The organism is Crenobacter cavernae (genome assembly GCF_003355495.1).
GTDB classification, from domain to species: domain Bacteria; phylum Pseudomonadota; class Gammaproteobacteria; order Burkholderiales; family Chromobacteriaceae; genus Crenobacter; species Crenobacter cavernae.
This window is the reverse complement of the sequence record NZ_CP031337.1, coordinates 2,935,568-2,961,862: the sequence shown is the minus strand read 5'-3', so window position 1 is coordinate 2,961,862 and position 26,295 is coordinate 2,935,568. Positions and strand designations below refer to the sequence as shown.

The 26,295-nt window shown below is 67.3% G+C and carries 28 protein-coding genes; 14 read left to right on the top strand and 14 right to left on the bottom strand.

The annotated features are described in order from the left end of the window. Positions 1-53 precede the first annotated feature (53 nt). On the bottom strand, positions 54-797 hold the full coding sequence (locus tag DWG20_RS14375; RefSeq protein WP_147289970.1) for a hypothetical protein: 744 nt from the start codon (positions 795-797) through the stop codon (positions 54-56). 117 nt (positions 798-914) lie between these two features. Between DWG20_RS14375 and DWG20_RS14370 the strand changes: the two genes are divergently transcribed. Next, entirely contained in the window at positions 915-1,583 is a 669-nt protein-coding gene (locus DWG20_RS14370; protein ID WP_115434447.1) for an energy-coupling factor ABC transporter permease, read from the top strand. 1 nt (position 1,584) lies between these two features. Beyond that, the gene (locus DWG20_RS14365; protein ID WP_115434446.1) at positions 1,585-2,352 is read left to right on the top strand and encodes an ABC transporter permease; all 768 of its coding nucleotides are present in this window, start codon (positions 1,585-1,587) and stop codon (positions 2,350-2,352) included. 76 nt (positions 2,353-2,428) lie between these two features. Here the strand turns inward: DWG20_RS14365 and aguB are convergent, their stop codons facing one another. The 3 genes from aguB to DWG20_RS14350 are packed head-to-tail and all read right to left on the bottom strand — an operon-like array spanning position 2,429 to position 5,539. Then, entirely contained in the window at positions 2,429-3,301 is an 873-nt protein-coding gene (aguB, locus tag DWG20_RS14360; RefSeq protein ID WP_115434445.1) for an N-carbamoylputrescine amidase, read from the bottom strand. Then, positions 3,294-4,427 (bottom strand): class II histone deacetylase, encoded by a 1,134-nt coding sequence (locus DWG20_RS14355; protein WP_115434444.1) that lies wholly within the window; start codon positions 4,425-4,427, stop codon positions 3,294-3,296. Before DWG20_RS14355 ends, aguB begins: the two co-directional genes overlap by 8 nt. Before the next feature lie 17 nt (positions 4,428-4,444). Then, positions 4,445-5,539: a polyamine ABC transporter substrate-binding protein gene (locus DWG20_RS14350; RefSeq protein WP_115434443.1), complete on the bottom strand. Its 1,095-nt coding sequence runs from the start codon at positions 5,537-5,539 to the stop codon at positions 4,445-4,447. A gap of 175 nt (positions 5,540-5,714) precedes the next feature. On the opposite strand from DWG20_RS14350, the gene DWG20_RS14345 reads away from it, so the two are divergent. Together DWG20_RS14345 and DWG20_RS14340 are read left to right on the top strand one after the other, a co-directional pair. Continuing rightward, positions 5,715-6,647, top strand: coding sequence for a LysR family transcriptional regulator (locus DWG20_RS14345; RefSeq protein ID WP_115434442.1), 933 nt, complete (start codon positions 5,715-5,717; stop codon positions 6,645-6,647). 42 nt (positions 6,648-6,689) lie between these two features. Further along, a complete protein-coding gene (locus DWG20_RS14340) occupies positions 6,690-7,271 on the top strand; it encodes a hypothetical protein (RefSeq protein WP_115434441.1) in 582 nt (193 codons plus the stop codon). Here DWG20_RS14340 and DWG20_RS14335 read toward each other — a convergent pair. From DWG20_RS14335 to DWG20_RS14310, 6 genes are all read right to left on the bottom strand, one after another. Further along, positions 7,268-7,633 carry an esterase-like activity of phytase family protein gene (locus DWG20_RS14335; RefSeq protein WP_115434440.1) on the bottom strand — a complete coding sequence of 122 codons (366 nt, stop codon included), beginning with the start codon at positions 7,631-7,633 and terminating at the stop codon, positions 7,268-7,270. The genes DWG20_RS14340 and DWG20_RS14335 overlap by 4 nt on opposite strands. Positions 7,634-7,775: 142 nt before the next feature. Further along, positions 7,776-9,464: a 2-isopropylmalate synthase gene (gene leuA / locus DWG20_RS14330; RefSeq protein WP_115434439.1), complete on the bottom strand. Its 1,689-nt coding sequence runs from the start codon at positions 9,462-9,464 to the stop codon at positions 7,776-7,778. Between the two features lie 301 nt (positions 9,465-9,765). Then, entirely contained in the window at positions 9,766-10,794 is a 1,029-nt protein-coding gene (gene murB, locus DWG20_RS14325; protein ID WP_115434438.1) for a UDP-N-acetylmuramate dehydrogenase, read from the bottom strand. Between the two features lie 7 nt (positions 10,795-10,801). Next, on the bottom strand, positions 10,802-12,190 hold the full coding sequence (locus tag DWG20_RS14320; RefSeq protein WP_115434437.1) for an MATE family efflux transporter: 1,389 nt from the start codon (positions 12,188-12,190) through the stop codon (positions 10,802-10,804). A 189-nt stretch (positions 12,191-12,379) separates the two neighbouring features. Continuing rightward, complete coding sequence (locus DWG20_RS14315; protein ID WP_115434436.1) at positions 12,380-12,694, bottom strand: hypothetical protein; 315 nt, start codon at positions 12,692-12,694, stop codon at positions 12,380-12,382. 248 nt (positions 12,695-12,942) lie between these two features. Continuing rightward, entirely contained in the window at positions 12,943-13,686 is a 744-nt protein-coding gene (locus DWG20_RS14310) for a 3'-5' exonuclease (protein WP_181880933.1), read from the bottom strand. Between the two features lie 246 nt (positions 13,687-13,932). Here DWG20_RS14310 and pdhA point away from each other — a divergent pair, with 246 nt between their 5' ends. From pdhA to DWG20_RS14260, 10 genes are all read left to right on the top strand, one after another. Further along, positions 13,933-15,006, top strand: a complete 1,074-nt coding sequence (gene pdhA, locus DWG20_RS14305) for a pyruvate dehydrogenase (acetyl-transferring) E1 component subunit alpha (RefSeq protein WP_115434435.1) — start codon at positions 13,933-13,935, stop codon at positions 15,004-15,006. Beyond that, positions 14,999-15,979, top strand: a complete 981-nt coding sequence (locus DWG20_RS14300; RefSeq protein ID WP_115434434.1) for an alpha-ketoacid dehydrogenase subunit beta — start codon at positions 14,999-15,001, stop codon at positions 15,977-15,979. The genes pdhA and DWG20_RS14300 overlap by 8 nt, the downstream gene beginning before the upstream one ends. Positions 15,980-16,031: 52 nt before the next feature. Next, on the top strand, positions 16,032-17,156 hold the full coding sequence (locus tag DWG20_RS14295) for a dihydrolipoamide acetyltransferase family protein (protein WP_115434433.1): 1,125 nt from the start codon (positions 16,032-16,034) through the stop codon (positions 17,154-17,156). Positions 17,157-17,312: 156 nt separating this feature from the next. Beyond that, entirely contained in the window at positions 17,313-18,668 is a 1,356-nt protein-coding gene (gene pcnB / locus DWG20_RS14290) for a polynucleotide adenylyltransferase PcnB (protein ID WP_115434432.1), read from the top strand. Then, complete coding sequence (gene folK / locus DWG20_RS14285) at positions 18,665-19,144, top strand: 2-amino-4-hydroxy-6-hydroxymethyldihydropteridine diphosphokinase (RefSeq protein ID WP_115434431.1); 480 nt, start codon at positions 18,665-18,667, stop codon at positions 19,142-19,144. The genes pcnB and folK overlap by 4 nt, the downstream gene beginning before the upstream one ends. 32 nt (positions 19,145-19,176) lie before the next feature. Further along, the gene (locus DWG20_RS14280) at positions 19,177-19,791 is read left to right on the top strand and encodes a deoxynucleoside kinase (RefSeq protein ID WP_115434430.1); all 615 of its coding nucleotides are present in this window, start codon (positions 19,177-19,179) and stop codon (positions 19,789-19,791) included. Positions 19,792-19,847: 56 nt separating this feature from the next. Then, complete coding sequence (panB, locus tag DWG20_RS14275; protein ID WP_115434429.1) at positions 19,848-20,642, top strand: 3-methyl-2-oxobutanoate hydroxymethyltransferase; 795 nt, start codon at positions 19,848-19,850, stop codon at positions 20,640-20,642. 92 nt (positions 20,643-20,734) lie between these two features. Continuing rightward, complete coding sequence (panC, locus tag DWG20_RS14270) at positions 20,735-21,568, top strand: pantoate--beta-alanine ligase (RefSeq protein WP_115434428.1); 834 nt, start codon at positions 20,735-20,737, stop codon at positions 21,566-21,568. A 76-nt stretch (positions 21,569-21,644) separates the two neighbouring features. After that, complete coding sequence (gene panD / locus DWG20_RS14265) at positions 21,645-22,025, top strand: aspartate 1-decarboxylase (RefSeq protein WP_115434427.1); 381 nt, start codon at positions 21,645-21,647, stop codon at positions 22,023-22,025. Between the two features lie 175 nt (positions 22,026-22,200). Further along, positions 22,201-22,662: a GFA family protein gene (locus DWG20_RS14260; RefSeq protein ID WP_181880932.1), complete on the top strand. Its 462-nt coding sequence runs from the start codon at positions 22,201-22,203 to the stop codon at positions 22,660-22,662. Positions 22,663-22,818: 156 nt separating this feature from the next. Here the strand turns inward: DWG20_RS14260 and rraA are convergent, their stop codons facing one another. The 4 genes from rraA to DWG20_RS14240 all read right to left on the bottom strand — a co-directional run bounded on the left by rraA (position 22,819) and on the right by DWG20_RS14240 (position 26,292). Then, a complete protein-coding gene (rraA, locus tag DWG20_RS14255) occupies positions 22,819-23,232 on the bottom strand; it encodes a ribonuclease E activity regulator RraA (RefSeq protein ID WP_425451615.1) in 414 nt (137 codons plus the stop codon). Positions 23,233-23,370: 138 nt separating this feature from the next. Continuing rightward, a complete protein-coding gene (locus DWG20_RS14250) occupies positions 23,371-24,816 on the bottom strand; it encodes a DegQ family serine endoprotease (protein WP_115434823.1) in 1,446 nt (481 codons plus the stop codon). Positions 24,817-24,916: 100 nt separating this feature from the next. Next, complete coding sequence (nth, locus tag DWG20_RS14245) at positions 24,917-25,549, bottom strand: endonuclease III (protein ID WP_115434426.1); 633 nt, start codon at positions 25,547-25,549, stop codon at positions 24,917-24,919. Then, positions 25,546-26,292 (bottom strand): electron transport complex subunit E, encoded by a 747-nt coding sequence (locus DWG20_RS14240; RefSeq protein ID WP_115434425.1) that lies wholly within the window; start codon positions 26,290-26,292, stop codon positions 25,546-25,548. The genes nth and DWG20_RS14240 overlap by 4 nt, the downstream gene beginning before the upstream one ends. Positions 26,293-26,295: the final 3 nt, after the last annotated feature.

Here is a 26,295-nt window from a genome sequence, read left to right as displayed (position 1 = left end):
CCGGTTCAAGCCGGGGGCTTTTGCGTGCGCCGCCGACACGGAGGCGGTAGGGTTCAATGCTGTACGGGCCTGCGGCGGCGCGGCAACCCCCGCCACACGGCGAGCGCGGCGACGCTCATGAACAGGTGCTTGAGCGTGTGGCCGCTGACGAGCCCGAACGCGTCGTAGAGCGCAAGGTCGGCGATCTCGCACGCGCGCGCGACGAGGTAAAAAGCGATCGCCAGCCAGATCGACACGCGCTGGCGAAAAGGCGTCGGGTAGAGCGCTTGCAGGAGCGGGACGAAGACGACGAGCGCGAGATGGATGGCGACGTAGGGCGCGAGGTCGCCGCTCGCGCGCCCGTGCAGGACCGCAAGCGAGGCGAGCACGGACAGCAAGACGGTGTGGACGACGCCGCGCTGCGGCCGAAGCGCCTCGGCCAACGTTGCGGAAAGCAGGCCGGCGAGGGCAAGCACGATGGGCAGCTGGTCCCAGAACAGCCGCGCGTCGCCGGGTGCGAGGTGGTACCAGGCCGAGCCGATCGCGGTCGGCACGAGGCTGGCGAAGAACAGCGCGTAGCCGGGCAGGGCGGCGCGTTCTACGGCGAGCCGGCCGCGCGCGAGCTCGGCCAATCCTAGAATGCCGGCCAGCGCGAAACCGATATTCGACAGCACGTCGGAGGCGTTGGGCAACCCAAGGAGCGCGCGCCGGTCGGCGAAGTCATGGTAGCCGGCGGGCAGCGCGAGCGGGGACAGCCAGGCGGTCAGCGCGGCGAGCGCGATCGCGAGCGCGATCAGTGCGAGCGGTCGGCGGTTCATCTTCATCCGGTGCTTTCGGTGGGGGGCGCCGGCGTCGGACGTCGGCCCTCATCACCAGAGTAGCGGAGCGCCGGTGTATCATCGGAGGATTCCCGTCCATTTCCCGCACGATTTAGCATGAATGTCCCCGCCTTCCTGTTCGATGCCGTTCTGCTGTGGTCCGCCCTGGGGGCGGCCGCGCTGGCGCTCGCCGGCGCCGCGTGGCGGGTAGACTGGAAGACGCTGACGCCGGGCCGCGCCAACGCGTGGGCCGGCGCGACGGTGCTGACGCTGCTGATGTGGACGCTGTCGGGCGGCTTCAAGCCGGGCTTGAGTTTTCACTTGCTGGGTGCGGCGCTCATGACCTTGTTGATGGGGCCGTGGCTCGCCTTGCTGGCGCTCGCCGCGGTACTCGCCGGTGCGACGGCGATGGGCGCGGGCAGCTGGCTGGCCATCGGCCTCAACTGGTGGACGATGGTGGCGGTGCCGGTCGGCGTCGCAGGAACCGGCCTGTGGCTCGCGCACAGGCTGCTGCCGGCCAACCTGTTCGTCTACGTGTTCGTGAACGCGTTCCTGGCCGGCGGCGCGAGCTATTTCGCCGCGTCGCTGGCCGGCGTCACGGTGCTGGGCCTGGCCGGCGCTTACGAGGCCGAGTACCTGTTGGCCGACGCGCTGCCGTTCTACTTCCTGCTGTCGTGGTCGGAGGCGTTCACGACCGGCCTGCTGACCGCGGTGCTGGTGGTCTACCGTCCGCACTGGGTGTCGACTTTCGACGATGACCGTTATCTCAAGGATCCGGAGGGCTGACATGCTGCCGCAACTGTCCTGGCGTTTCGTGCCGGTCTGGCGCCGCAACTTCCTCGTCTGGAAGAAGCTCGCGCTGCCGTCGATGCTCGGCAACCTCGCCGACCCGATGTTCTACATGCTCGGCCTCGGTTTCGGCATCGGCGCGCTGTTGCCGTCTATAGGCGGCGTGCCCTACATCCAGTTCCTCGCCGCCGGCACCGTTTGCTACAGCACGATGAACAGCGCGACCTTCGAGGCGCTGTACTCGGCGTTCTCGCGCATGCACGTGCAGAAGACGTGGCTCGCGATCATCAACGCGCCGTTGACGGTCGACGACGTCGTGCTCGGCGAATGGCTGTGGGCGGCTTCGAAGAGCCTCTTGTCCGGCCTCGCGATCCTGCTGGTGATGGCCGCGCTGGGGCTGGTGCACAGCCCTCTGGTGCTGTGGATCGTGCCACTCGTCGCGCTGTCCGGGCTGACTTTCGCCGGCATGGGGCTGGTCGTGACCGCGGTGTCGCCGAGCTACGACTTCTTCATGTACTACTTCACGCTGGTGGTCAGCCCGATGATGCTGCTGTCGGGCGTGTTCTACCCGGTCGAACAGCTGCCGCTCTGGTTGCAGTCGGTGTCGTCGCTGCTGCCGCTGACGCACGCGATCCACTTGGCGCGGCCTTTGGTCAACGGGCAGGTGCCGACCGACATCGTCCTGAACATTTCGGTGCTCGCCGCCTACGCGCTGGTGTCCTTCGTCGCCGCCGTGTGGCTGACGCGGCGGCGCCTGCTTACCTGAAAAGCTCGGCCAACCTTTGCAATGTAAAACGCCCAACAGGTTTTCTGCCGGGCGTTTCGTTTTCCGGGGCGAAGCCTCAGCCGCGCACGCCGTCGTAGGTCGCGAGCGTGCCGTAGCACTCGGGGCGGCGGTCGCGGAACACGCCCCAGGTGCGGCGCTTCTCGGCGAGCGCGTCCAGATCAAACGTCGCGGCAAGGATCTCGCGTTCGGTCCGGCCGGCCTCGGCGACCTTCTGGCCGTCGGCGTCGGCGATGAAGCTCTTGCCGTAGAAGGTGATCTGGCTGTCTTCGCCGTGCTCGGTGCCGATGCGGTTGCTAGCGACGACCGGCGTCAGGTTGGCCGCCGCGTGGCCGCACTGCGTCGCCTGCCAGTGCCGGCTCGAGTCGACGCTCGCGTCGGCAGGTTCGGAGCCGATCGCGGTCGGGTAGAGCAGCAGTTCCGCCCCCATCAGCGCCATCGCGCGTGCGCACTCGGGGAACCACTGGTCCCAGCAGATGCCGACGCCGATGCGGCCGAACGCGGTGTCCCACGCCTTGAAGCCGGTGTCACCGGGCGAGAAGTAGAACTTCTCCGTGTAGCCCGGGAAGTCGGGGATGTGCGTCTTGCGGTACAGGCCGAGCTCGGCGCCGCAGGCGTCGTAGATCACGATGCTGTTGAAGTCGACCTGGCCGGCGCGCTCGTAGAAGCTGACCGGCAGCACGACGCCCAATTCCTTGGCCAGCGCCTTAAAGCGCGGCAGCCACGGGTGCCCTTCGAGTGGGTGGGCGAGGCGGCGGTGGCTGGCGAGCTGGTCGATGCAGAAGTAGGGCGCGGCGAACAGTTCCTGCAGCAGGATGATGTTCGCGCCCTGCGCTGCGGCGTCGCGCACGAGGCGCTCGGCGTTGTCGAGGTTGGCGTCGAGATCCCAGCTGATCGCCATCTGGGTGGCGGCGACGGTCACGTTACGCATGTTGATCTTCCTTCGGTTTGACGTTGAGGGTGGGCCAGTGGCAGGCCTGCGCTTGTCTTGCCCTGTCGATCGCGGCGGCCTCGGCCGACTTCAGCGGCCAGTCGTGCACACGGTGTGGATCTTCGAAGTCGGCGCGCCAGCCGGTCAGGCCTTCGAGCACGCCGAGCGTCGCGATCGGCAGGTAGGGCAGGCTGTAGCCGCCTTCCTGCAGCACGACGACGCGGCCGCCGCACAGTGTTTGGGCCGCTTCGCGAACCCAGCGCGCCATCGCAGAAAAACCGTCGCGGGTGACGCGCATGCGTCCGAGCGGGTCGAACGCGTTGGCGTCCTGGCCGGCCGAGATCAGGATCAATTCGGGCTCGAACGCAGCGAGCACCGGCAGCACCACGCGTTCGAAGGCGGCTCGATAAGTGGTGTTGCCCGATCCCGAGGGCAGCGGGATGTTCACGTTGAGGCCTTCGCCCGCTCCGCTGCCGGTCTCGGCTGCGTCGCCGCCATCGAGCGGGTAGTTGTCTTCCTCGTGCAGCGACACGAACAGCACCGACGGGTCGTCGTAGAACAAGGTTTGAGTGCCGTTGCCGTGGTGGACGTCCCAGTCGACGATGGCGACGCGCTTCAGCCCATACACCGCCTGCGCGTGGCGCGCGGCGACGGCTGCGTTGTTGTAGTAGCAGTAGCCCATCGCGAAGTCGGGGCCGGCGTGGTGGCCGGACGGCCTCAACAGCGCGTAGGCCTGCGGCGTTTTGCCGGTCAGCACCGCGTCTATAGCCGCGCACGCGCCGCCGGCGGCGAGCCGCGCCGTTTCTTCAGTCTTGCCGTCGCCGCGCGCCTCGTCGCCGAAGCTGACGACGGCATCGCCGGCTTCGCGGCAAATGGTCGCCAGCGATTCGAGATAGGCCGGTGTGTGCACGCGCAGCAGTTGTTCGTCGCTAGCCGGTTCACAAGAAAGTGAAGCAAGGCGCGGCGTCAGGCCTACCGCGTCGAACAGGCGCTTGATGTGCAGCAAGCGCTGTGGGGAGTCGAACTCCTCGCCGCAGTCGGCCGAGCCTTCGCCGCCGCGGTATTCGATGCGGCCGGCGTCGTGGGCTAGGAAGCGTTCGTCGTAGACGAATCCGGTGGCGATCATGGCGTCGTTTTCTCGTCTCATTTGCGGGTCTTGAAGCCGGTCCACAGTCGCATCTGCAGGCTCAACAGCTGCGGCTCGAACGGTTTTTGCACCCACAGCGCCTGCATTTTTTCCGGGCTGAGGTAGATGTTCGCGTCGCCCGTCAGCCGCTTGGCGACCAGCGGCGTCGCCGCCTTGTTCGGGTTCGGATAGTTGACCGTGTCGCTGATGCGCGCGACGACGTCGGGGCGCAGGATGTAGTCGATGAAGCGGTAGGCGTTGTCGACGTTCTTCGCGTCCTTCGGGATCGTCATGCTGTCGAACCAGAACTGAACGCCGGGTTTCGGGATGTCGTACGCGATCCGCTGGCCGTTCTTGGCCTCGGCCGCGCGCGTCTTGGCGACCAGCACCGCGCCCGAGTAGCCGGTCGTCACGCACACGTTGCCGCGCGCGAGGTCGTTCATGACCGGCGTCGAGATGAACTGGCGGATGTAGGGGCGCACGGTCTTGAGCATGGCCGCCGCGTCCTGGTAGTCCTTCGGGTTCTTCGAGTTCGGGTCGCGGCCCAGGTAGCGCAGCGCCATCGGGAAGATCGCGCTCGGCGCGTCGGTCAGCGCGATGCCGCAGTCCTTCAGCTTGGCGGCGACCTCGGGCTTGAAGATCAGGTCGTAGGTGTTGTCGGGCAGCTTGCCGCCGAGCGCCTTCTTCACCTTGTCGACGTTGATGCCCAGACCGGTGGTGCCGAGCATGTAGGGCACGCTGTACTGGTTGCCCGGGTCGGCCTCGGCCGCCTTCTTGAGCACCGCCGGGTCGAGGTTGCGGTAGTTGGAAAGCTTGTTCCTGTCGATCTTCTGGTAGACGTTGGCGCGGATCTGGCGCGCCATGAAGTCGTTCGACGGGAACACGATGTCGTAGCCGGTGTTGCCGGTCAGGATCTTGGCCTGCAGCATCTCGTTGCTGTCGTAGGTGTCGAGCCTCACCTTGATGCCGGTCTCCTTCTCGAAGCGGGCGATGGTGTCGGGCGCGAAATACTCACCCCAGTTGTAGACGTTGAGCACGCCGCCGGCGGCGAAGGCGTGACCGGACAAGAGCGCGAAAGATACGGCGCCGGCGGCGCGGGTCAGACGGGACATGGCGGAGCTCCTCGGGTATCCATACTGGCCGGCCCCGATGGGGCAGCCGTGGCTTAAGGGTGTTACGCTTCTGTGCATCGCGGCCCGGATCGATGGGCTTGAAGCGATAGTAGGGTGGCCCTCCTTGTCCCGGTAGGGGGTGAAACGGCACAACTTTATTTCCTGTTTGGAACAAATGGACAGACTCGCGGGACTCGAAGCGTTTGTGGCGGTGGCCGAGTGCGGCAGCCTCAGTAGGGCGGCGACAAGGCTCGGCAAGAGCCCGTCGGCGTTGACCAAGACGATCACCGCGCTCGAAGACACGCTGGGGATGAAGTTGCTGACGCGCACCACGCGCCAGGTGACGCTGACGCCGGCCGGCCGCGTCTATCTCGAGACGGCGAGCGAGGTGCTGATGAAGCTGTCGGCGGCGACGCGTCTGGCCGCCGAGGCCGACGGCATGCCGCGCGGCGTGCTGAAATTGACCGCGCCGGTGTCGTACGGGCGCACCGTTCTCGGCGGCTTCTGTCCGGCGTTCATCGCGCGCCATCCGGAGGTGTCGCTGTCGGTGTCGCTGTGCGACCGCTTCGTCGACATCCAGGCCGAGGACTTCGACCTCGCGCTGCGGCTCGGCCGCCAGGACCTGCCCGACCACATCGTGCGCGAGGTCGCCGACAACCGCGTGTGGGTGTGCGCGAGCCCCGACTACCTCGCGCGCGCCGGTACGCCCGTGTCGCCCGACGAACTGAAGTCACACGCCTGCCTCGTGTTTCGTCACCCGCAGCTCAACCCGGCGTGGAGCTTCGTCTCGGCGGGCGACAGCGTCCGTGTCGTGCCGCAGGGGCCGATCGAGTCGGACAACTTCAACCTGCTACTCGACGCCGCGCTCGCCGGGCTCGGCATCCTGCCTTGTCCGGCGTGGAGCGTGACCGGCCATATCCGCGAGGGCAGGCTGGTGCCGCTGTTCACGCCCTACCTGTTTTCCGGCGAGAGCTTCGGTCAGGACTACGTGTATGCGGTCTACCCGAAGAGCCGCCGCGCGTCGCCGAAGGTGAGCGCCTTCATCGACGAGCTGATGCTGTGGTCGGCCGAGCAGTTTCCGCCGCTCGACCCTGCCTGCTGGGGCTGAGCCGGCAGGGCGTTATGTGTTTGTCTTTATGAAAGGTCGTCGATGAAGCGCCTCTTGTCCTGCCTTGCCCTGCTACCGGCGATCACGTTGGCCGAGCCCGTCGCCGTGCCGGCCGAGCTCCAGCCCTTCGTGCTCAAGGGCTACGCGCCGCTGGCGCTCGCAAAGGCCGACCTCGACGGCGACGGCCGCGACGACTACCTCTTGGTGCTCGACAAGAAGACGGCCGGCCCGGACGCCGCTCGCAACAGCGAGGACGCGCGCCCCTTGCTCCTGATCCGCCGCGACGAGGGTGGTGCCTTGAGGCTCGCAAAACGCAACGACAAGCTGGTGCTGTGCGCCGGCTGCGGCGGCGTGTTCGGCGACCCCTTCGGGGGCATCGAAGCGAAGCGCAAATCGTTCACCGTGTCGCACTACGGCGGCAGCAACTGGCGCTGGAGCAACGCCTATACCTTCAACTACTCGCGCATCGACCGCAGCTGGCAGCTGGTGCGCGCCGAGGAGGCTAGCTTCCACACGAGCGAGCCGGGCAAGGCCAAGACGCGCGTCTATACGCCGCCGCGCGACTACGGCAAGGTCGACCTGCACGACTTCGACCCCGAGACCTACCTGAAGCGGCGTCGTTAAACGCTGCCTTGAAAAAGCTCGGCCAACCTTGCGAGGGTTGGCCGAGCTTTTTCATATGGGGTGCTTACTTGCGCAGCGCGACGTCGAACACGAGGAACTGCGTGACCTGGCCGGCCTTGAACTGGTCGAAGTTGTCGTCCGACGCGAGCACCGCGGGCGTAGCTCTTCACGCCGCCGCTGCCGCTGACCACGATGCGCTCGAGCGCGAGGAAGCGGTGCTCGTCGATCGCGAGGATTTCCGACAAGCCGTTCTGGCTAGCCGGGCCGGCCCCCGGGACGGCCGGGATCGGCTCGATCGGGTAGACGAACTGGCCGAGCGCCTTGCCGTTGCGGTCGAGGGGCGCGAGAGTGTTACGAACCATAAGGAATCGATTTTTGTTTTGTTAGAGCGCTTTGGTATAAACGGTCGGTGCGGGCGGGCGCCGCGACCAGGCGGGGATGTAAAAAAGCTCGGCCAACCTTCGTGAGGTTGGCCGAGCGTTTTGCCGATTTCTGGCGCCGCGCTTATTTCGCTTCGGTGGCCAGCACGGCCGCCTTTGGCATCCCTTCGGTGAGGCAGTGGCGGTTGAGGCCCGACAGCAGCGCGCGCAAGGCCGCCGACACGATGTCCTTGTCGACGCCGACGCCGTAGCGCGTCGCGCCGCCCGCGACGCGCATCTCGATGTAGCACACCGCGCGCGCCGCCGAACCGCTGCCCAGCGCGTGCTCGTGGTAGTCGATCACGGCGATCGGGTAGCCGAGCGCGTTGACGAAGGCGTCGAGCGGGCCGCTGCCGTGGCCGGCAAGCGTCTTCTTCTCGCCTGAAAGGGTCAGCTCGGCCTCGATCTTCACGTCGTGCTCGCCGCGCGTCGCGTGGTGGCCGCGGTAGCCGAAAGGCTGCGTCTGTTCGAGGTATTCGCTGGCGAACAGGTGGAAGATGTCGTCGCCGGTGACCTCGGAACCGGTCAGGTCGCTGACGCGCTGGATCGCGCGGCTGAACTCGATCTGCAAGCGGCGCGGCAGGTCGAAGCCGTGCTCGTGCTGCAACAGGTAGCTGACGCCGCCTTTGCCCGACTGGCTGTTGACGCGGATGATCGCGTCGTAGCTGCGGCCGAGGTCGGCCGGGTCGATCGGCAGGTAGGGCACTTCCCAGACCGCATCCGGTTTTTGCGCGTTCATGCCCTTCTTGATCGCGTCCTGGTGCGAGCCGGAGAACGCGGTGAACACCAGGTCGCCGACGTACGGGTGGCGCGGGTGGACCGGCAGGCCGGTGCATTCCTCGGCGACGTGGCGCACCGCGTCGATGTCGGAGAAGTCGAGCCCCGGGGGCACGCCCTGGCTGTACAGGTTCAAGGCCAGCGTGACGATATCGACGTTGCCGGTGCGTTCGCCGTTGCCGAACAGGCAGCCCTCGACGCGTTCGGCGCCGGCCATCAGCGCCAGTTCCGCCGCCGCGACGCCGGTGCCGCGGTCGTTGTGCGGGTGGACCGACAGGATGATGGCGTCGCGGCGCGCCATGTTCCGGTGCATCCACTCGATCTGGTCGGCGTAGGTGTTCGGCGTCGCCATCTCGACCGTCGCCGGCAGGTTGACGATCATCTTGCGTTCGGACGTCGGTTGCCAGACTTCGGACACGGCGTCGACCACTTCGAGCGCGAAGTCGATCTCGGCCGCCGAGAAGGTCTCGGGCGAGTACTCGAACACCCATTCGGTGCCCGGGTTCGCGTCGGCGAGCGCCTTCATCTTTTCGGCGCCGCGCACGGCGATCGCCTTCACCTCGTCGCGGCTCGCGTGGAACACGATGCGGCGCCACGGTTCGGCGACCGCGTTATAGAGGTGGACGATGGCGCGGCGCGCGCCCTTCAGCGACTCGAAGGTGCGCTCGATCAGCTCGTCGCGCGACTGCGTCAGCACCTCGATCGTCACGTCAATGGGGATGTGGCCGTCTTCGATCAGGCGGCGCACGAAGTCGAAGTCGGTCTGCGACGCCGACGGGAAGGCGACCTCGATCTCCTTGAAGCCGGCGGCGATCAGCGTCTCGAACAGCCGCAGTTTCTTCTCGGCGTTCATCGGTTCGATCAGCGCCTGGTTGCCGTCGCGCAGGTCGGTGCTCATCCAGAGCGGCGCAGCAGTCAGGTGCGCGTCCGGCCAGCGGCGGTCGGGCAGCGCGACGGCTTGGAACGCTCGGTACTTGCGGTCGGGGTGGGCGAGCATGGCGGTTCTCCTGTCTATTGCGATGGGGTACGGTCACTTATGCTAGTGGCGTTGTCGACATAAGGTCAAAAATCATTGACCGGCCCCTCCGTCACCTCTATAGACAGGTACGGATAATTGGACGTTCAGTAGAAATCAGGGTGTTTTTTGCGACAAGCTGTCCGATATGGGGCGATTCTCCTGTTGGGTTTTGACAACAGCCGGCCGGCGGCGAAAGGGTGCTGTCGAACGTCGGAAACGAAAAAAGCTCGGCCAACCTTGCTAAGGTTGGCCGAGCTTTTTTGCAGGGGAAAAGCGCGCGTCAGAGCACGATAGGCTCCGGCTCCAGCGCGACGCCGTAGCGTTCGAACACCGTGTCCTGCACCTTTTGCGCGAGCGCGCGGATCTCAACGCCGCTCGCGCCGCCGTGGTTGACCAGCACCAGCGCCTGCCTGTCGTGCACCGCCGCGTCGCCTTCTCTATAGCCCTTGAGGCCAGCCGCATCGATCAGCCAGCCGGCGGCGAGCTTCACGCGGCCTTCGCCTGCCGGGTAGTGCGGCATCGCCGGAAAGCGTTCAACGAGCTGCTCGGCCAACGTTGCGTCGACAATTGGATTCTTGAAGAAGCTGCCGGCGTTGCCGAGCTCGGCCGGGTCGGGCAGTTTGCTCGAGCGGATGCGGATCACCGCTTCGCTGACGTTAAGCGGCGTCGGTTCGCCCTCGATGCCCATGCGCGCGAGTTCGCCGGCGATGTCGCCGTAGCCGGTCTTGACGTCGGGCGTCTTCGACAATCTGAAGCGCACCGCGGTCACCAGCAGCCGGCCGGCCGCCTCGCGCTTGAACACGCTGTCGCGGTAGGCGAAGCGGCAATCGGCGTTGCCGAGTACGACTTCGGCGCCGCCGTTGTCGAGGTCGGCGCAGACGACGGCTTCTATCGTGTCCTTCACCTCTGCGCCGTAGGCGCCGATGTTCTGGATCGGCGCGGCGCCGACGGTGCCGGGGATCAGGCTGAGGTTCTCGAGCCCCGACCAGCCCTCGGCCAACGTTAATCTTACGAACGGGTGCCACGCCTCGCCGGCGGCGGCTTCGACCAGCACGCCGGTCTCGTCTTCGGCGAGCACGCGCACGCCGGACAGCTCCAGTTTGACGACGAGGCCCGGGTAGTCGCGGGTGAACAAGAGGTTGCTGCCGCCGCCGAGAAACAGCACCGGGCCTTCGCGGTACGGGGCGCAGTCGAGCAGCGCCGGCAGGTCGTCAAGGTCGTGCAGCGTCGTGAAGCGGCGCGCCGACACGGCGATGCCGAAGGTGTTGTACGGCTTGAGCGACACGCGCTCGTGAAAGGTGAGGCTCATGCGTGTCCTAAACGTTTTGCCGTTGCAGGCGTCTGCGGCTCTCGAAGGCGAGGTAGACGATCAACAGGACGGCGGCGGCGACCAGGCTTGCGACGAGCGCGCTCCAGAAGCCGTACACCCCCATCGCCGGGCGCAGCCAGTCGGTCAGGCCGAGCAGGATGCCGAGGCCGAGACCGACGCCCCAGAACGACAGCGTGTGGATGATCATCGGCACGGTGGTCAGCTTGTAGCCGCGCAGCGCGCCGGAGGCGACCGACTGCGCCGCGTCGACCAGCTGGAACACCGCCGAGTAGACGAGCAGGCTCGCGCCGATCGCGATCACGCGCGCATCGTTGCTGTAGAGGCCGATGATGCCGTGGCGCGCGCCGAGTACGCCGGCCATCGTGATCAGCGCACCGGCGAGCCCGACGACGAGGCCGACGCCCGACACGAAGCGCGCGCGCCGGTAGTCGCCGGCGCCGTTCGCCTGGCCGACGCGCACCGAGATCGCGACGGCGAGGCTCTGCGGCACCATGTAGGCGATGCTCGACACGTTGATCACCGCCTGGTGGCTGGCGACGACGACGGTGCCGAACTGGGCGATCAACAGCGCGATCAGCGAGAACAGGCTGACCTCGACGAAGAAGGACAGCCCGATCGGCACGCCGAGCTTCAAAAATTCGCGAAGGCGCGCGAAGTCGGGCGGATCGAACCGTTCGAACAGGCCGAACGGCTTGAAGTAGCGGTGGCGCGCGATATAGCCGCCGAGCAAGAGGCAGTTCACCCATAACACGATGCCGGTCGCCCAGCCGCAGCCGGCGCCGCCCATCGCCGGCAGACCGAACAGGCCGTGGATCAGCACGTAGTTGAGCGGGACGACAAGAGCGAGGCAGGCCAGGCTCATGAACATGATCGGTTTCGGGCGGTTCAGGCTCGACGCGTAAGCGTGCAGCGAACGGTGCATCATCGCCGCTGGCATGCCGAGCGCCGCGCCGGTGACGAACAGGTTCACCATGTCGACCACGTGTGCGGGCAGCGTCAGCCACGCGGCGAGCACCGGCCGCGAGCCGAGCATCACGAGCATGCCGACGAGGCCCAGAAACAGGCCGAGCCACAGACCCTGGCGGCCGGTCGCGCCGATGCTTTCGTGTTCGCCGGCGCCCAGCTGGTGCGACAGGATGGGGTTCAAGGCGCTGACGACGCCCATCAGCGTGACGTAGCTCATGATGAACACGCTGGCGCCGAGCGAGACGGCGGCCAGGTCGTCGGTGCCGACCTGGCCGGCCATCACCATGTCGACAAAGCCGGTGGCGACCTGTGCGATCTGCGCGATCATCATCGGCAGCGCGAGTTTGAGGATGGACTTCGCTTCGAGCCCGATTTCCTGGCGCGACGCGCGGTTGAGTTCGAACAGCATAGGGCTCCGGGATGGGCGGGCGTGACGCCGCGGGCTTGGCCGGGCTTGCGCATCGCGGTGGGAGACCGGACGCAGGCCGCAAGGCGGGGATTATAACCCGCTTCGCGGCCGCGTCGACGGTGGTGACTTCGCCGTTATATAGCGCTGTGGGGCGAGACGGCCGATCCGGCCGGGCCCCGTCGCGCGGCCTCAGTCTATGTGGCTCTGGCGCACCGCGCGGCGCGCCCTGAGGTCGCAGTCGATCAGCAGGTGCGGGCCGAAACAGGCATTGAGGCGCAGCGCGTCGACGAGGCTGACGTCGGCGACACGCGCGGTGGAGCCGTTTCGCTCGACGCTGTAACCCAGTCGTTGCGCGAAGGCTTCGAGCTCGGCCAACGCGGCGTCGGCTTGAGGCTGACCCGGCAGAGAGCGCGCTATCAGCGAACCGGCGAGCGCAAGCTTGGCCGAGTCCTTGAAGACAGGTTCGGAAAAGTCGGTGTAGTGGTCGTGCTGGCAGTCGTACATGGCAAGGCTCCTGAAGCATTGAAATCTGGCCGCCCGACCCGTCGGGCGACGCTTTAGCAGATTGGGAGAGGCGCTCTGCAAGTTGTCGATTAAATCGGCGCCTGTGATGCGAGGGGAGGCGTCCCGGCCGCGCGGCCCGGAAAACGAAAAACCCGCACAAGCCAGGCTTGCGCGGGTTCATCCCTCGACATTTAGCTGGCATTTATAACGCGCCCGCAAGCAGTCCCAAATCGGCGCGAGGTTTGAATCTACCGGCTGGCGCCGAGCGGGTCAAGCGGCCAGGCGGCGAGAAAATCGCGCCAGCGGGCCGAGTCGGCGGCCTCGAGCGCGCGCCTCACGCGTCCGACTTCGGCCCGGTAGGCGTCGGGCGAGAGGCGGCCCGCCAGGTGTTCGAAGCGCAGGTGGACGAGGCAGGTGTAAACCGCGTCGGTCTCGCTCTTTGCACGGATCGCGTCGAGACGGCCGTTCTCGTACGCGTGCCAGATGGCGAGCCTGTCGAGCCCGGCCTTGCCCGGCAGGCCCGACAGCCGGGCGATGTCGACCAGCGACACGCGCGATTCCCTTGACGCCAGCGCGAGCCGCTCGGCGAGGTCGAGGTGGCGGTCTTGTTCCCAGTAGCGCGGCGCGGCGACGCCGTGCATCAGCGCGCGGCAGTGCAGCGCCGGCAGTTGCGCGCTTCCCGCCCAGCTGACGAGCCGCGGCGCGTGTTTTTCCACCAGCGCGAAGAAGGCGGCGAGCGTGCCGGCTTCGCCGAGCTCCGGCGCGCCGAAGCTGTGGAGGGCGACGCCTTCGTCGCTGCCGAGGACGGCGGCGATCGCGACGACCTTTTGCAGGTGCGGCGCGACGAAGTCGGCGTCGATTTCGGCGCGGCGGCGCTGCAGCGCGTACTCGACGACGTTGTGGTCGGTGATGGTGTCGTCGAAACCGGTGAGCAGGCGGATGCCGGCAACGTCGGGGACGGTTTCGATGTCAAAGCTGAGGATGGGGGTCACGGTGGGCAGGGCAGCGATTGTCGAGGTCAGATTGTAGGCGGCGCAAAGCCCGCCGGGCAATCGCGCCGGCTGTTGCGACGCGTCATGCTTCGACCTTGCCGGATCGCCGCCGGACACTACTATGCTGAGGGTATCCCGCGCGAGCGGGAAAGATGATGTCGACGGCGCGCGGGCGATCCTCGCGCACCGTGAAGGGCGCCGTCCGGATCCGGGCGGCAAGACGGGCTTCTGCTTAAGGAGAGGCAGATGAAAACCGCCGCACAGTTTTCCGTACCCTATTTCCAGTTTCTCGACGCGAGGGGAGAGTTGGCCGAGCCGCCACCGGGTCTGGCGCTGAACGCGCTGATCCCGGTCTACCGCACGATGGCCTTCACCCGCGCCTTCGACGCGCGCGCGGTCGCGCTGCAGCGCACCGGCCAGTTGCGGACCTTTCCGTCGTCGCTCGGCGAGGAGGCCGCCACCGTCGGTCTCGCCAGCGTGATGCGCGCCGAAGACGTGCTGTTGCCGACCTATCGCGAGACCGGCGCCTTCCTGTGGCGCGGCGTCACCCCGGTCGAGATCTTCCTCTACTGGGCGGGCGACGAACGCGGCAGCTGCGTCGCCGGTCCGCGCGAAGACTTCCCGATCTCGGTGCCGATCGCCAGCCACTGCGGCCACGCGACCGGCGTCGCCGCTGCCTTTCAGCACCGCAAGCAAGCGCGCGTCGCCGTGTGCGTGCTCGGCGACGGCGCGACGTCGAAGGGCGACTTCTACGAGGCGGTGAACCTCGCCGGCATCTGGCGCCTGCCGACGGTCTTCGTCGTCATCAACAACGGCTGGGCGATCTCGGTGCCGGCGGCCAGGCAGACGGCGTGCGCGACCTTCGCGCAGAAGGCGATCGCCGGCGGCATTCCCGGCGTGCAGGCCGACGGCAACGACGTCGTCGCGGTGCGCCACGTCGTCGGCCAGGCGATCGAGCGCGCACGAAGCGGTGATGGGCCGACCGTCGTCGAACTGTTGTCCTACCGTCTCACCGACCACACCACCGCCGACGATGCGCGCCGCTATCGCAGCGCCGAAGAGGTGAGCGCCGCGTGGGCCGAGGAGCCCCTCGTGCGCCTGCGCAAACTCTTGGCGCGCGAAGGCCTGTGGGCGAAGGCCGACGAAGAGGCGCTGATCGCCGACAACCAGGCGAGGCTCGAGGCCGCGGTCGCCGAGTACCTCGCCACGCCGCCGCAGCCCTTGACCAGCATCGTCGACTACCTGTACGCCGAACTGCCGGCCGAACTCGTCGCGCAGCGCGCCGAGCTGGCGGCCCGCGAAGGAGGGCATCATGGCTGAGTTGACCCTGCTCGAGGCGGTGAACCTCGCATTGGCGCGCGCGCTCGAAGACGACCCGGACGTGGTGCTGATCGGCCAGGACATCGGCGTCAACGGCGGCGTGTTCCGCGCCACCGGCGGGCTGCTGGCGCGCTTCGGCGAACAACGCGTGCGCGACACGCCGCTGGCCGAAACGGTGATCGCGGCCAGCGCGGTCGGCATGGCCGTGCAGGGCATGAAGCCGGTCGCCGAGATCCAGTTCGCCGGCTTCATGTATTCCTGTTTCGACCAGTTGATCAACCACGCCGGCCGTTTGCGCACGCGCACGCGCGGCAGGCTCTCCTGCCCGATGGTGCTGCGCACGCCGGTCGGCGGCGGCATCCATGCGCCCGAACACCACTCGGAGAGCCCGGAAGGCTGGCTTTCGCACATCCCGGGCATCAAGGTCGTCACGCCGGCTAGCCCGGCGTCCGCTTACGGCTTGTTGCTCGCGGCGATCCGCGATCCCGACCCGGTGGTGTTCCTCGAGCCGACGCGGCTCTATCGCCTGCTCAAGGAGCCGGTCGAAGACGACGGGGTCGCGCTGCCGCTCGGCCGCGCGTTCGTGCGGCGCGAGGGGACGGATATTTCCCTCATCGGCTGGGGGGCGGCGCTGGTCGAGGTCGGTCAGGCGGCGCAAACGTTGGCCGAGCAGGGCGTCAGCGCCGAGGTGATCGACGTCGCGAGCCTGAGGCCGCTCGATTCGGAAACGATACTTGCGTCGGTGAAGAAGACCGGCCGCTGCCTGATCGTGCACGAGGCGCCGAGGCTCTACGGCGCCGGCGCCGAGATCGCCGCGCAGATCGCGAGCGAGGCGCTGATGAGCCTCGTCGCGCCGGTCGGCCGGCTCGCCGGCTACGACACGGTGATGCCGCTGGCGCGCCTCGAGGACGACTACCTGCCGTCGGCGGCGCGCATCGTCGATGCCGCGCTCGGCCTGATGGCGTATCGCTGAGACGCCCGGGGGTCGAGCGGCGTCGCGTTGAGAATCGTTGAGGGGGAAGACCATGAAGACCTTCACGCTGCCCGATCTGGGCGAAGGGTTGGCCGAGGCCGAGATCGTCGCCTGGCAGGTCGGCGAGGGCGACAAGGTGGTGCTCGACCAGCCGCTGTTGTCGGTCGAGACCGCCAAGGCCATCGTCGACGTGCCGGCGCCGTTCGCCGGGAAAGTCGTCAAGCTGTATGCGAAGGTCGGCGACATCGTGCCGCTCGGCGACCCGCTGGTCGACATCGACGACGGCGCGCCCGACGACAGCGGCACGGTGGTCGGCGACAGTCACGTATCGGCCGCTCATCAAGCCAGGGACAAGCCCTTGGCCAACGTGGCGCCGGCCGGGGCCAAGGCCGCGCCGGTCGCGGTGCGCGCGGCGCCGGCGGTGCGGGCGCTCGCATCGCGGCTTGGCGTCGATCTGGCCATGCTCACCGGCAGCGGGCCGGACGGCGCGATCACCAGCGCCGACGTCGAGGCCGCCGCGCGCCACGACGCGCCGGCCGCGCCCGAATCGCAGGCCTTGCGCGGGCCGCGCCGCACGATGGCGCAGAACATGGCGCTCTCGCACGCCGAGGTGGTGCCGGTGCTGCTGGTCGACGACGCCGACATCCACGCGTGGCCCCGTGGCGAGGACACCACCTGGCGTTTGCTGCGCGCGATGGTCGCCGCCTGCCGCGCGGTGCCGGCGCTCAACGCGTGGTTCGACGGCAAGACGCTGTCGCGCCGCGTGTTCGACCATATCGACATCGGCATCGCGCTCGACACCGACGACGCGCTCTACGTGCCGGTGATCCGCCACGCCGAGTCGCTCGATCGCGCAAAAAGCCGCAGCACGCTCGACGCGCTGAAGGGACGGGTGAAGGCGCGTTCGCTGTCTCCGGCCGAGCTGAAGGGCCACACGATCACGCTGTCGAACTTCGGCATGTTCGCCGGACGCTACGCGAGCCCGGTGGTGATGCCGCCGACGGTCGCCATCGTCGGCGCCGGCCGCGCGCGGCTCGAGGCGGTGGCGGTCGGCGACGCGATCGGTCTGCACCGCAGCTTGCCGATCTCGATCACTTTCGACCACCGAGCCTGCACCGGCGCCGAGGCGGCGCGATTTCTCGCGGCGCTGCTCGCCGACCTCGAACGCGCCGAATGAGGGCGTAAAACCGACGCCCGCCGGGGCCCGGTCGGCGCTCCGGCGGGCCTGTCTCGATAAGACGGCCGGCTACGCCTGTATTTGCCGGGGCGTTCCGGCTATAATCTGCCCCTTGCAATCTTCTTGCGATCCCACCTTTCCCAGCCGATTTCTTTCATGATCCGCAAGCTTATCCGACGCGTATTCGACCTGCCCGGCGCCCGTTCGCGCCAGGGCATCAGGCCCAAAATCTATCCCGTCACCCAGCACGGCGTGCATCGCGACCGTCTGAGCTTCGCCGCGCTCAAGATCACCACCCGACTGCAGGAGGCGGGCTTCCAGGCCTACGTGGTCGGCGGCGCGGTGCGCGACCTGATGCTCGGTGTCGACCCCAAGGACTTCGACGTCGCGACCAACGCGACGCCGGAAGAGGTCCATCACCTGTTCCGCCGTTCGCGCATCATCGGCCGGCGCTTCCGCATCGTGCACGTGATGGTCGGTCCGGAGACGATCGAGGTCACCACCTTCCGCGGCGGCGAGGTCGGCGACAAGAACGAGACCGGCCGCATCATGGCCGACAACACCTACGGCTCGCAGGAGGAAGACGCGCACCGCCGCGACTTCACCGTGAACGCGCTGTTCTACGACCCGAGCGACGAGACGGTCATCGACTACCACCACGGCGTGAAGGACCTGAACGCGAAGAAACTGGTGATGATCGGCCAGCCGGCGCGCCGCTACCAGGAAGACCCGGTGCGCATGCTGCGCGCGGTGCGTCTGGCGGCCAAGCTCGGCTTCGAGATCGACGAGGCGACGCAAAAGCCGATCCGCTCGCACGCCCACCTGTTGAAGAACGAGCCGCCTGCACGCCTGTTCGACGAACTGCTCAAGCTGCTGCACTCGGGCCAAGGCTTCGAGTGCCTGAAGAAGCTGAGCGACGAGGGCCTGTCGCACGGCAACTTCCCGCTGCTCGCCGCCGTGATGGACGAGCCGGGCAGCGAAGCCTTCGTCAAGCTCGCGCTCGATTCGACCGACGCGCGCATCCGCGCCGACAAGCCGGTGTCGGTCGGCTTCCTGCTCGCGACCATGCTGTGGCACCAGGTCTACAACCGCTGGCAGCGCCGCGTCGAGAACGGCGAGAAGTCGGTCGGCGCGCTGCTCGAGGCGATGGCCGACGTCGAGGCGCTGCAGGACAACGACTTCGCGATCCCGCGCCGTTTCTCGACGACGATGCGCGAGATCTGGATGCTGCAGCCTCGTTTCGAGAGCCGCAGCGGCCAGCGCCCGTTCCGTTTCCTCGAGCAGCCGCGCTTCCGCGCCGCCTACGACTTCCTCGCGCTGCGCGCCGAGGTCGGCGAGGTCGACCGCGAACTGGTCGACTGGTGGACGCGCTTCCAGAGCGCGAACGACGACACGCGTCTGGACATGATCGCCAACGTCAAGGACGACGGCCCGCGCGCCGGCGCGCAACGCAAGCGCCGTCGCCGCAAGAAAGCCCCGGGCGCCGCCGACGGCCAGGGGAACGGCGCATGAGCCGCGCCTTCGTCGCCTTCGGCAGCAACCTCGAAGCGCCGGAAGCCCAAGTGAAGGCCGCGATCTCGACCTTGGCCGAGCTTCCCGGTCTTGCGCTGGTCAAGGCGTCGTCGCTGTACCGCACCGCGCCGGTCGGCTACCTCGACCAGCCCGACTTCATCAACGCGGTCGCCGAGTTCGACAGCGCGCTGTCGGCCGACGAACTGCTCGACACGCTGCACGCGACCGAAGAAAAATTCGGCCGCGTACGCACCTTCCGCAACGCGCCGCGCGTACTCGACCTCGACCTCTTGTGGTTCGAGGGCGTCACGCAGGACAGCGAGCGACTCACGCTGCCGCACCCGCGCATGCACGAGCGCGCCTTCGTGATGGTGCCGCTGGCTCAGATCGCGCCCGAGTTGGCGATCGGCGCGCACGGCGATGCGGCGACGTTGGCGGCCTCGCTCGCCGGCCAGGGCATAGAAAAGCTGGGTTGAGCGGCATCCGAATAGCGACGAGGAGATAAGCGATGGCTGAATACCGTTACGTAGTCGTGGAAGGGCCGGTCGGCATCAGCAAGCGGCAGCTGGCTGAGCGTCTGGCGCGCGCCTGGCGCATGCGCTTCGTGCCCGACCCGCTCGACGCCAACCCCTTCCTGCCGCGCTTCCTCAAGGGACAGCCGGCGCTCGCTTTCGCGACGCAGCTGCACAGCCTCTCCGAACGCGCCGAGATCGCGCGACATATGCTCAAGGGCGAACTGTTGGCCGAGCCGATGGTGTCGGACTTCCTGTTTGAACGCGACGCGCTCTACGCCGAGTTGGTGCTCGATAGCGACGAGCAGGCGCTGTACCGCCGCCTCGCGCACACGCTCTTGCCCGAGTTCCCGGTGCCTGACCTCACGATCTACCTGCAGCCCGGCCTCGAAAAAAGCCTCGAAAAGCTCGCCGACATCGGCGTGCCGCAGGGCCTCGTCGAGAGCAGCCATGCGGCCTACAGCGCCTTCTTCCACCGCTACGAGCGCGCGCCGCTGCTGATCGTGAACGCCGACCACGTCGACCTTGCGAGCGACGAAGACTTCGAGCTATTGTTGCGCTGCATCACCGACATGCGCGGTCAGCGCAGCTACTTCAACAAGGCCGTCTGAAACGGCTCTCCCGGCGGCTTTTCTCTTTGCCGCCGCGGCATCGAGGAAGAAACCGCATGAAAGTTACCGTCAATACCCTCCACAAGAAGGCTCGGGACGGCGAAAAGATCGTCATGCTCACCTGCTATGACGCCAGTTTCGCGCAAGTGATGGACGAGGCCGGCGTCGACGTGCTGCTGGTTGGCGACTCGCTCGGCACCGTGCTGCAGGGCGCCGACTCCACGCTGCCGGTCACGCTGGATGAAATGGTCTACCACACCCGCTTGGTCGCGCGCGGCGCGAAAAACGCGCTGGTGCTCGCCGACCTGCCGTTCGGTTCCTACCAGGAAAGCCGCGAACAGGCTTTCGCCAGCGCCGCCCGCCTGATGCAGGCCGGCGCGCACATGGTGAAGCTCGAAGGCGGCGCCTATATGGCCGAGACGACGCGTTTCCTCGTCGAGCGCGGCATCCCTGTCTGCGCGCACATCGGCCTGACGCCGCAGTCGGTCAACACCATGGGCGGCTACCGTGTGCAGGGCAAGACCGACGAAGACGCGGCGCGGCTGCTTGACGACGCGAAGTCACTCGCCGACGCCGGCGCGAGCCTGGTGCTGATGGAGTGCATGCCGTCAGACGTCGCGCGCCGCGTCACCGAGGCGATCCCGGCTACGCCGACCATCGGCATCGGCGCCGGCCTCGATGTTTCCGGCCAAGTCTTGGTCGTCTACGACATGCTCGGCATCTATCCGGGCAAGAAGGCCAAGTTCGTGAAGGACTTCATGGTCGGCGCCGACAGCATCGCCGGCGCGATCAAGGCCTACGCCGATGCCGTGCGCGCGAAGACTTTCCCCGCGGACGAACACATGTTCTGAGTCGCGCCGAGCGCAGGGCGGCCCGGCCGCCCGTCGAATCAAAGGTTGGCCGAGCCCTTCGGCGCGGCCAACCGGCAACAAGGAAACCATCCATGCAGATCATCGAGACCATCGCCGACATGCGCGCTTGGCGCAAGAACGCCGGCCGCGTCGCCTTCGTTCCGACCATGGGCAACCTGCACGACGGGCATCTGTCGCTGGTGCGCGCGGCGCGCGAACGCGGCGACGCGGTGGTGGTGAGTATTTTCGTCAACCGCTTGCAGTTCGGCCAGGGCGAGGACTTCGGCGCCTACCCGCGCACCTTCGAGGAAGATTGCGCCAAGCTCGAGGCCGAGGGCGTCGACGTCGTGTTCCACCCTGACGAGCACGAACTCTACCCGCGCATCAAGCAGGACTTCAACGTCGAACCGCCGCACATTCAGAGCGAGCTGTGCGGCGCGTTCCGTCCGGGGCACTTCCGCGGCGTGGCGACCGTCGTCACTAAGTTGTTCAACATCGTAGCGCCGGACGTCGCCTGCTTCGGCAAGAAAGACTACCAGCAGCTGTTCGTGATCCGCGCGATGGTCGACGACCTGAATATCCCGGTCGAGGTCGTGCCGGTCGACACCGGCCGCGCCGAAGACGGCCTCGCGTTGTCGTCGCGCAACGCTTATCTGATCGAACAGGAGCGCGCCGAGGCGCCGCGTCTGTATCGCAAGCTGTCGGCGATCCGCGACGCGCTCGAAGCCGGCAACAGCGACTACGCCGACCTCGAGGCCGCCGCACGCGCCGATCTGGAAGGCGCCGGCTGGCAGGTCGACTACGTCGAGGTGCGCGACGCGGCCACGCTCGAGATCGCCCACGCCGGCGCGCACCGCCTGGTCGTGCTGGCGGCGGCGCGCCTTGGCCGTACGCGTTTGATCGACAACGTCGAGGCGACGCGTTAATCTCCCGCGAGGCACAGGACGGGGCGGCAGCGCCCTGTCGCACCGGAAAAGACCGAGGACGTAAGGAAAGCAATACATGCAGCGCAATATGCTCAAATCGAAGCTGCACCGGGTGACCACCACCCATGCCGAGCTTCACTACATCGGCTCGTGCGCGATCGACGAGAACCTGCTCGAGGCCGCCGACATCCGCGAATACGAAGAAGTGCAGATCTGGAACGTGAACAACGGCGAGCGCTTCGCGACCTACGCGATCCGCGCCGAGCGCGGCTCGGGCATCATCTCGGTCAACGGTTCGGCCGCGCGCCGCGCCGCGCCGGGCGACCTGTTGATCATCGCCAGCTTCGGCCAGTACGAAGACGCCGAACTGAAGGACCACGCGCCCAGGCTGGTGTTCGTCGATGAAAAGAACCGCATCACCGAGCTCGTGAACAAGACGCCGGTGCAGCCGGCCTGACCGTCGCGGCGGCCAGACAAACAGGACGCCCGAGGGCGTCCTGTTTGTCTGGCCGCACCACATTGTTTTTTACCCGATTGTTCCCGCATAATGAATTGAATTTCATAACAATTCATAACCGACGGGCCTAGAGTGCCGACCCTTCCCCGGGCGGTGCCTATGCGGGGGACGCGCGATGAGCGTCATCGGAGGAGGTTGCCTGTGCGGGGCGGTCCGCTATCGGGTCTACGGCGAGCCCTACCACATCACGCATTGCCACTGCACGAGCTGCCGCAAGACGAGCGGCGCCGCGTTCGTGACCTGGTTCACCGTCAGGCTGGCCGAGGTCGAGTGGCAGGGCGAGCCGATGCGGGTCTACCATTCGTCGGCCGCGGTCGAGCGCGGCTTCTGCCCTAACTGCGGTGCCACCCTGTCTTACCAGCACGCATCGTCACCGGACGAGATCGACCTGACCGTCTGCTCGCTCGACGAGCCGCTGCGGCTCTTGCCCGAGCATCACACCTGGTGGAGCGAGCACCTGTTGTGGGCGGCGCCGACGGTGCTGTCGGCGCTGCCGATGCATCTGAGGGCACGTATGGACATGCTGCCGTCGCACCACGGGCGTCCGCGATTGCCGGACGACGACGTCGGCTTGTGACGCCGTGCGAGTGGGGTGATACGCCGGGATCGATAGTCATGGAAGATGGTTTTCACTGCGGCGAGCAGCACGAAAGATCCGCTGTCACGCAAGCCAGAAAAAAGCTCGGCCAACCTTCAAGGTTGGCCGAGCTTTTTTGCGGTCGGTAAAACGCATTCAGAGCAGCTTGCGGTCGGCGACCACGACGCCGTCCTCGTCGGCGTACAGCCAGTGGCCCGGCACGAAGTCGACGCCGCCGAAATGCAGCGTCAGGCCGCTCTGGCCTTCGCCACGCTTCTGTGATTTTTTCGGGTGCGTCGCCAGCGCGCGGATGCCGAGCGGCAGCTTCCCCAGCGCGACCGAGTCGCGGATGCAGCCATAGACGACGACGCCGGCCCAGCCGTTGGACACGGCCATCTCGCCCAGCATGTCGCCGAGCAGCGCGCAGCGCATCGAGCCGCCGCCGTCGACGACCAGCACGCGGCCTTCGCCGGGCTGGGCTAGTGCCTCGCGCACCCGCGAGTTGTCCTCGAACAGCTTGACGGTGGCGATGGGGCCGGCAAAGCGCGGTGTGCCGCCGTAGGGCCGCAGGATGGGTCGAGCACGCCGACGCTGTCTTCGTGCGCGTCGACGAGGTCGGTGGTCAGAAAATCCATCGGGTTCTCCTTATCTTCGCTGGTGGGCGTGCCCAGCAAAAAGGCCGCCCTCGGGCGGCCTTTCCATACGGGCTTATTCGATGCGCAGCGGGACGAACAGCGTGGTTTCCTGGCGGCGCACCAGCAGCGCGATGTTCTTGCCGGCGGCGTTGACCGCCTTCTCGAAGCTCTTGAGGTCGGTGATCTGCGCCTGATTCACGCCGATGATCACGTCGCCGTGCTGCAGGCCGGCGCGGGCGGCCGGGCCCTGGGCCTTCTGGATCAGGAGGCCACCGCGCACGCCGAGTTCGTCGCGCTGCTCGGTCGACAGCTCGGCCAGCGTCAGGCCGAGCTTGCCGAACTGGTAGCTCTGCTGGCTGCCCTGCGGCGTCGGCTGCGGCGTCGGCTGCGCCTCGCCGGACAGCTCGCCCAGTTGCACCTCGACCGCCGCCGCACGGCCCTTGCGCCACACGCCGAGTTTGACCTTGGTGCCCGGCTGCAGCGCGCCTATCATCACCGGCAGGTCTTTCGAGCTGTCGACCGGCTTGTCGTTCAGCGTGACGATGATGTCGCCGATCTGCAGGCCGGACTTGGCGGCCGGGCCGTTCGGCTCGACGTTGACCACCAGCGCGCCGCGCGGCTTGTCGAGGCCGAAGCTCTGCGCCAGCTCCTGCGTCACTTCCTGGATGTGCACGCCGAGCTGGCCGCGGCTGACCTTGCCCTTGGCCTTGATCTGGTCGGAGACGCCGATCGCGATGTCGATCGGGATCGCGAACGAGATGCCCATGAAGCCGCCGGAACGGCTGTAGATCTGCGAGTTGATGCCGACGACCTCGCCCTTCAGGTTGAACAGCGGGCCGCCCGAGTTGCCCGGGTTGATCGCGACGTCGGTCTGGATGAAGGGGACGTAGTTCTCGTCGGGCAGGCTGCGGCCCTTGGCCGACACGATGCCGGCGGTGACGGTGTTCTCGAAGCCGAACGGCGCGCCGATCGCGGCGACCCATTCGCCGACCTTGAGGCCGGCCGGGTTGCCGATCTTGACCGTCGGCAGGCCGGACGCCTCGATCTTCAGCACCGCGACGTCGGTGCGCTTGTCGAGGCCGACGAGCTTCGCGTTCATCTCGCGCTTGTCGGTCATCATCACCTTGATCTGGCTGCCGCCGGACACGACGTGCGCGTTGGTCAGGATGTAGCCGTCCTGGCTAATGATGAAGCCGGAACCGAACGACACGCTCTCCGAGCCCTGCGGTTCCTGCGGCGCGCCGCCGGGCGCGTTCGGGTTCGGGATGAAGCGGCGGAAGAAGTCGTACAGCGGGTCGTCTTCGGGAATCGGGAACGGCAGTTCGTTCTGCGCGGTCTGCTCGAGCTTGTTGGCCTGGATGTTGACGACGGCCGGGCCTTCGCGTTCGACGAGCTGCGTGAAGTCGGGAAGCAGCATCTGCACCGTGCCGTCTTCCTTGGCCGGTACCGCGACGGGCGCGCCGCTGCCGCCCTTGAACAGGCTTTCGACCTTCTCGCAACCCGCGAGCGTGCTGACCATCAGCGTGGCAACGAGCGCGGAACGTAACAGCGAAGTCACTGACTTGTCCTTTCTTGTCGGTGTCAGGTGTGCGCCGCAAAAATGCGACGTAATATAGCAATCATACCGTTTTTGCCGGGTATTCGCAGAGGTCGGCGATCGGGCAGCGCTCGCATTCCGGGCGGCGCGCCTTGCACACGTAACGGCCGTGCAGGATCAGCCAGTGGTGGGCGTCATGGCGGAATTCCACCGGCACCACCTTCATCAGTTTGTCCTCGACCTCGCGGACGTCCTTGCCCGGCGCGAGGCGGGTGCGGTTGGCGACGCGGAAGATGTGGGTGTCGACCGCGATCGTCGGCTGGCCGAAGGCGGTGTTGAGCACGACGTTGGCCGTCTTGCGGCCGACGCCGGGCAGCGCCTCGAGCGCCTCGCGCGTTTGCGGCACTTCGCCGCCGTACTGCTCGACGAGGATGCGGCAGGCCGCGATCGCGTTCTTCGCCTTGGTGCGATAGAGGCCGATCGTCTTGATGTAGTCTTCGAGCCCTTCGACGCCGAGCGCCTGCATCGCCTCGGCGGTCGGCGCGATAGGGAACAGCTGCCGCGTCGCCTTGTTGACGCCGACGTCGGTCGCCTGCGCCGACAACAGTACGGCGATCAAGAGCTGGAACGGCGTCGCGTACTCGAGTTCGGTCGTCGGCTTGGGGTTGGCGTCGCGCAGGCGCTCGAAGATCTGGCGGCGTTTTTCGGCGTTCATCGCGCGGCCTCGGGCTTGGGGTGGGCAGGGGGCTCGGCCAAGCGCAGCAGCGCGCGATGCTTGCTCTTCGCGTCGAACGCGTTCTTCGCCGCGATCAGGAAGCCGAGGCCGAGGAAGGCGCCCGGCGGCAAGAGCGCGATGAGGAACTGGTAGTTCAGCTCGGCCGGGACAACGTGGATGGTGAGTGCGCGGCCGGCGTCGCCGAACACGAGCTCGGCGCCGGAGAACAGCGTGCCGCGGCCGATGAGTTCGCGTAAGGCCCCTAGCACCGCCAGCACCAGCGTCAGCCCGAGGCCCATCGCAAGCCCGTCGAGCGCCGATTCGCGTACCGGGTTCTTGGATGCGAACGCCTCGGCGCGCGCGAGCACGATGCAGTTGGTCGTGATCAGCGGGATGAAGATGCCGAGCACGCCGTACAGGCCGTGCAGGTAGGCATTGGTTGCCATGTCGACGCAGGTGACCAGCGCGGCGATGATCATGATGAACACCGGGTTGCGGATCTCGTTTGGGATGAAGTGGCGCAGCGCAGCGACCGTCGCGCCCGACAGCGCGGTGACGAGCGCGGTCGCGAGGCCGAGCGACACGCCGTTGACGACGGTAGAGCTGATCGCGAGCACCGGGCACAGGCCGAGAAGCTGCACGACGCCGGGGTTCTGTTTCCACAGGCCGTCTGCGGCGATCTTGCGCCAGCGGGCCTTGTCGGCGTTGGCCGAGCCGTCGGCCGGTGAAGAATTTGTAAGCATTGC

Bases quoted from the DNA above. Each gene is read 5' to 3' on its own strand.
- DWG20_RS14375 (WP_147289970.1), bottom strand. From the start codon at position 797: ATGAACCGCCGACCGCTCGCACTGATCGCGCTCGCGATCGCGCTCGCC.
- DWG20_RS14370 (WP_115434447.1), top strand. From the start codon at position 915: ATGAATGTCCCCGCCTTCCTGTTCGATGCCGTTCTGCTGTGGTCCGCC.
- DWG20_RS14365 (WP_115434446.1), top strand. From the start codon at position 1,585: ATGCTGCCGCAACTGTCCTGGCGTTTCGTGCCGGTCTGGCGCCGCAAC.
- aguB (WP_115434445.1), bottom strand. From the start codon at position 3,301: ATGCGTAACGTGACCGTCGCCGCCACCCAGATGGCGATCAGCTGGGAT.
- DWG20_RS14355 (WP_115434444.1), bottom strand. From the start codon at position 4,427: ATGATCGCCACCGGATTCGTCTACGACGAACGCTTCCTAGCCCACGAC.
- DWG20_RS14350 (WP_115434443.1), bottom strand. From the start codon at position 5,539: ATGTCCCGTCTGACCCGCGCCGCCGGCGCCGTATCTTTCGCGCTCTTG.
- DWG20_RS14345 (WP_115434442.1), top strand. From the start codon at position 5,715: ATGGACAGACTCGCGGGACTCGAAGCGTTTGTGGCGGTGGCCGAGTGC.
- DWG20_RS14340 (WP_115434441.1), top strand. From the start codon at position 6,690: ATGAAGCGCCTCTTGTCCTGCCTTGCCCTGCTACCGGCGATCACGTTG.
- DWG20_RS14335 (WP_115434440.1), bottom strand. From the start codon at position 7,633: ATGGTTCGTAACACTCTCGCGCCCCTCGACCGCAACGGCAAGGCGCTC.
- leuA (WP_115434439.1), bottom strand. From the start codon at position 9,464: ATGCTCGCCCACCCCGACCGCAAGTACCGAGCGTTCCAAGCCGTCGCG.
- murB (WP_115434438.1), bottom strand. From the start codon at position 10,794: ATGAGCCTCACCTTTCACGAGCGCGTGTCGCTCAAGCCGTACAACACC.
- DWG20_RS14320 (WP_115434437.1), bottom strand. From the start codon at position 12,190: ATGCTGTTCGAACTCAACCGCGCGTCGCGCCAGGAAATCGGGCTCGAA.
- DWG20_RS14315 (WP_115434436.1), bottom strand. From the start codon at position 12,694: ATGTACGACTGCCAGCACGACCACTACACCGACTTTTCCGAACCTGTC.
- pdhA (WP_115434435.1), top strand. From the start codon at position 13,933: ATGAAAACCGCCGCACAGTTTTCCGTACCCTATTTCCAGTTTCTCGAC.
- DWG20_RS14300 (WP_115434434.1), top strand. From the start codon at position 14,999: ATGGCTGAGTTGACCCTGCTCGAGGCGGTGAACCTCGCATTGGCGCGC.
- DWG20_RS14295 (WP_115434433.1), top strand. From the start codon at position 16,032: ATGAAGACCTTCACGCTGCCCGATCTGGGCGAAGGGTTGGCCGAGGCC.
- pcnB (WP_115434432.1), top strand. From the start codon at position 17,313: ATGATCCGCAAGCTTATCCGACGCGTATTCGACCTGCCCGGCGCCCGT.
- folK (WP_115434431.1), top strand. From the start codon at position 18,665: ATGAGCCGCGCCTTCGTCGCCTTCGGCAGCAACCTCGAAGCGCCGGAA.
- DWG20_RS14280 (WP_115434430.1), top strand. From the start codon at position 19,177: ATGGCTGAATACCGTTACGTAGTCGTGGAAGGGCCGGTCGGCATCAGC.
- panB (WP_115434429.1), top strand. From the start codon at position 19,848: ATGAAAGTTACCGTCAATACCCTCCACAAGAAGGCTCGGGACGGCGAA.
- panC (WP_115434428.1), top strand. From the start codon at position 20,735: ATGCAGATCATCGAGACCATCGCCGACATGCGCGCTTGGCGCAAGAAC.
- panD (WP_115434427.1), top strand. From the start codon at position 21,645: ATGCAGCGCAATATGCTCAAATCGAAGCTGCACCGGGTGACCACCACC.
- DWG20_RS14260 (WP_181880932.1), top strand. From the start codon at position 22,201: ATGAGCGTCATCGGAGGAGGTTGCCTGTGCGGGGCGGTCCGCTATCGG.
- DWG20_RS14250 (WP_115434823.1), bottom strand. From the start codon at position 24,816: ATGGTCAGCACGCTCGCGGGTTGCGAGAAGGTCGAAAGCCTGTTCAAG.
- nth (WP_115434426.1), bottom strand. From the start codon at position 25,549: ATGAACGCCGAAAAACGCCGCCAGATCTTCGAGCGCCTGCGCGACGCC.
- DWG20_RS14240 (WP_115434425.1), bottom strand. From the start codon at position 26,292: ATGCTTACAAATTCTTCACCGGCCGACGGCTCGGCCAACGCCGACAAG.